Raw genomic sequence first — 3,681 nt, forward strand, 5'->3', positions numbered from 1 at the left:
GGAGCCGGGCGCGACAGCGCCTACGGTCGATGCAACGGCGGAGGCTTCGGCCAACGCAACGCCCGCCGCCGCTGCCGCCACGCCCGAAGCACCCGCCGCCGCGCCGGCACCGGCACCACACGGCGGCTTCTTCCTGCCCGACGCACGCACCAATCCCGACCACATCCGCTATGCGCTGAAGACGACTGCCGCGGCGATCTTCTGCTATCTGCTGTACTCGCAGCTCGACTGGTCGGGCATTCATACCTGCGTCGTCACCTGCTACATCGTGTCGCTCGGCTCGACGGCCGAAACGGTCGAGAAGCTCACGCTGCGGATCTTCGGCTGCATCATCGGCGCATTGCTCGGCACCGCCGCGCTCGTGTTCGTCGTGCCGGCGCTGTCGTCGGTCGGCCACCTGATGGCGCTGGTGTTCGCCGGCGCGTGGCTGTCCGCGTGGATCGCCTTCGGATCGCCGCGCATCGCGTACGCGGGCTTCCAGGTCGCCTTCGCGTTTTTCCTGTGCGTGATCCAGGGCGCCGGCCCCGGCTTCGACCTGACGATCGCGCGCGACCGCACGATCGGCATCCTGCTCGGCAACGTCGTCGTGTATCTGGTGTTCACACGCATCTGGCCGGTCAGCATCGGCAAGCAGATCGACGTCGCGTTCGCCGCGCTGCTCGACCAGTGGCGACGCATCGCGCAGATCGCGCAGCCGGCCGAGCGGCGCGCGCTCGCGGCCGAAGCGTTCGCCCGACACGGCGCGATCTCGCAGGAGCTTGGCCTGGTCCATTACGAGCCGTCGTGGGTGCGGCCGGCCGCGACGTGGCTCGCCACCCGGCGGCGCGCGCTCGCGGAACTCGGCGCGATCGAAGGTCCGCTGTTCCTGCTCGCCGAACGCAAGCCGGGCGACGCGGCAATCGACGCGCAACTCGCGCGCGTGACCGAACCGGGCAATGGCGACACCGTGCCCCGCACGCCCGCTCCGACACCACCGTCGAGCGCCGCCCCCACCGACCCCGCGCGCGATGCGCTGCTGAACCTCATCGACACGCGGCTCGCGCAGATCGCCGACGCCGCCCGTCAAGCCACACCGAAGGAGCCTGCCCCTCATGCGCCTACCTGAACCGCCGGCCGCCGCGATCGCCGCCACCGTGCTCGCGACCGCCGTCGCGCTGGCCGGCTGCGCGACGTCGTCGATCGATCTGGCGCCGGAGGCGTCCGACCGCCCGTGGCAGCCGCAAACGTCCGCCGCGGGCGACATCGTGGCGGCGCCGCCGCGCGCATCCGCGCAAGGTGCGCATGACTACACGCTGCCTGCCTCGCCGGCACTCGCGTCGGTTTCGGCGCCGGCCGCGCTCGATGCCGCACATGCGTACACGCTGCCCGAGCTGATCGATCTGGCCGAATCGGCCAATCCGCTGACCCGCATCGCATGGAACGACGCGCGCAACGCGGCGCTCGCGGTGGGCCTCGCCAAGTCCGCCTATCTCCCGCGCCTGTCGGCGACGGCGATGGGTGCGTACCAGGCGAACCACGGCTCGACGTCGACGATCCTCGGTGATTCATCGAGCAACACCACCGCGCACGGCACGATTTCGGCGCTGTCGCTGCAATGGCTGCTGTTCGATTTCGGCGGCCGCGCGGCGCGCGTCGAAGCGGCCGAACAGGCATCGATCGCGTCGAACGTCGCGTTCACGGCCGTGCACCAGCAGGTGATCCACGACGTGACGGTCTCGTACTACCGCTACGAAGCCGCCCGCTCGCACGCGCTCAGCGCGCAACAGGGCCTCACGAACGCCGATGCGATCCTCGCGGCGTCCCGCGCACGGCTCAAGCACGGCGTCGGCACGGTCGTCGAACTCGCGCAGGCGACGCAGAACCGCGCGCAGGCGAACCTCGCGCTCGTGCAGGCGAACGGCGCCGAGAGCGACAGTTACCTCGCCCTCGTCTCCGCGCTCGGCATCTCGCCGCTGTCGAAGCCGACCATCGCCGCGCTGCCGAAGCGGCCGCTGCCGCCCGCGCTCGGTTCGTCGGTCGACACGATCGTGTCGGACGCGATCGCGCGCCGCCCCGACCTGCAGGGCGCGTTCGCGGTCGAAAAGGCCAACCGCGCGAAGATCAAGGCGGCTCAAGCCGCGTTCATGCCGAAGATCTTCCTGTCCGCGTCGACGTCGTATGCGAGCGGCGGTACGTCCATCTCCGCGCTGCCGGCGATCGGCGACCAGGCGCCGACCGTCAACCTGAACGGCAGCCGCTACGGCGGCGGCGTATTCCTCGGCGTGACGATCCCGCTGTACGACGGCGGCCTGCGCTCGGCCGTGCTGATGCAGGCACGCAACGACGCGGAAAGCGCATCCGCCCGCCTCACGCGGACCAAGGAGGAAGCGGTACGCCAGGTCGTCGCCGCGCAGAACGCGGTGCAGACGAGCCTGGCGTCGCACGACGCCGCGAAGGCGCTCGTCGATGCCGCGCAAACGAGCTACGACGCGGCGCTGACCGCGTACCGGAACGGCGTCGGCTCGGTCACCGACGCGACGATCGCGCAAAGCCAGTTGCTCGCCGCGCGCAACGCGGAGGTCGACAGCTATGCCGGCGCATTGTCAGCCGCGGCCGCGCTCGCACTCGCGACCGGGACGATCGGCTCGGCGCAGTAGCGCCGGCCGCAACGCGGTTGACGCCAGCGCGCGCCGCCCACTAGAATGCCGCCCATTCTTCCTTCAGGAACCATCGTGGACAGTTGCAGCACTCCGTTGCGTGCGCCGCTTGCCGCCTGAACGCCTGTCCGCTGCAGTTCTCCTGCCACGGCTCGCGTTCCGCGAGCCGCACGCTCCCCCGTTTCACACTGAATGACGCATTCGCGCGGTACAGTACCGCGCGATGAGGGCTCGCGCCGCGTCGCCTTCGGCCTTGCGCCGCGGCGGCGCGTGCCGGCATGCGCTTCTTGCACGGCAGGACAACCATGACTTTCGATTTCGCACTTCGCCTTTTCACCGCGTTCGCCTGCGGCGTCGCCATCGGCCTCGAGCGCCAGATGCGCCAGCGCACGGCCGGCCTGCGCACCATCACGCTCGTCGCGAGCGGCGCGTGCCTGTTCGTCACGCTCGGCGTGCTGACCGGCAACGGCGTCGCGGGCGTCACGCAGATCGCCGCGTATGTCGTGTCGGGCGTCGGCTTTCTCGGCGGCGGCGTGATCATGCGCGACAAGGGCTCGATTCAGGGCATCAACACGGCCGCCACGCTGTGGTGCTCGGCCGCCGTCGGCGTACTGGCCGGCTCCGGCCACTACGTGCCCGCGCTCGCCGGCACCGGCGTCGTGCTGCTTACCAATACGGTGCTGCGCGGCGTCAGCCAGGCCATCAACGCGACGCCCGTCTCCAATGCCGATCTCGTGCGCGAATACCAGATCACCGTGATCTGCCTTGCCGCCGACGAAGTGCACATCCGCACGCTGCTGTCGAACGCGATGTATGCGAAGCCGCTGTCGTTCCAGAGCCTCACGAGCGAGGACGTGCCCGACCAGCCGGACCGGCTGAAGGTCACCGCGACGTTGAAGCTGCATCCGAAGGATCAGCAGAAGCTCGAGCAGATCGCGAGCCGGATGAGCATGGAGAAAAGCATTTCCAGCGTGAGCTGGACCGCGAAGGAAGCGGAGCCGATGATGGAGTGAGCCAAGTGGCGGCCGCCGCCTCCGGCGCCGCC

3 protein-coding genes are annotated in these 3,681 nt (G+C 70.1%); all 3 read left to right on the forward strand.

The annotated features are described in order from the left end of the window. The coding region (locus JMF90_RS28485; protein ID WP_201325728.1) for an FUSC family protein at positions 1 to 1,105 on the forward strand (1,105 nt) is incomplete at its 5' end. Next, complete coding sequence (locus JMF90_RS28490) at positions 1,092 to 2,636, forward strand: TolC family protein (protein WP_011694777.1); 1,545 nt, start codon at positions 1,092 to 1,094, stop codon at positions 2,634 to 2,636. The genes JMF90_RS28485 and JMF90_RS28490, both read left to right, overlap by 14 nt. Before the next feature lie 305 nt (positions 2,637 to 2,941). Further along, complete coding sequence (locus JMF90_RS28495) at positions 2,942 to 3,649, forward strand: MgtC/SapB family protein (RefSeq protein WP_006483946.1); 708 nt, start codon at positions 2,942 to 2,944, stop codon at positions 3,647 to 3,649. Positions 3,650 to 3,681: the final 32 nt, after the last annotated feature.

Source organism: Burkholderia sp. E168m23, from assembly GCF_016586125.1.
In the GTDB taxonomy this organism is placed as follows: domain Bacteria; phylum Pseudomonadota; class Gammaproteobacteria; order Burkholderiales; family Burkholderiaceae; genus Burkholderia; species Burkholderia orbicola.